1 protein-coding gene is annotated in these 253 nt (G+C 58.9%); it reads left to right on the top strand.

What is annotated here, in order from left to right; translation table 11 throughout:
• Window positions 1-253: PKD domain-containing protein (locus A5483_RS10930; protein ID WP_193790483.1), on the top strand; the 253-nt coding region annotated here is incomplete at both ends.

Raw genomic sequence — 253 nt, 5'->3', positions numbered from 1 at the left:
AGTACCAGGGGTACGGATGCGTGCCGCCGTGATCGGGCAAGAACTCGTACGCCAAGGCGAACCACTCGACTTGGACGCGTCCTCGTCGTATACGGCTTTCGGCCATATCCGCCGCTGGCAATGGGACTTGGATGGTGACGAACACTACGAGATTGATAGTGCTACGCCTGAGATCACTCGCACCCTCACCCGAATCGGAAAGTATCGGGCGCACTTGCGTATCACCGACGACAGTGGCGCCAGTGACACTCTC

Origin of the sequence: Cutibacterium namnetense (assembly GCF_001642025.1) — a bacterium.
Taxonomy (GTDB): Bacteria; Actinomycetota; Actinomycetes; order Propionibacteriales; family Propionibacteriaceae; genus Cutibacterium; species Cutibacterium namnetense.
Note: the sequence above shows the minus strand (reverse complement) of the source record. Positions and strands in the feature narration are given on the sequence as shown.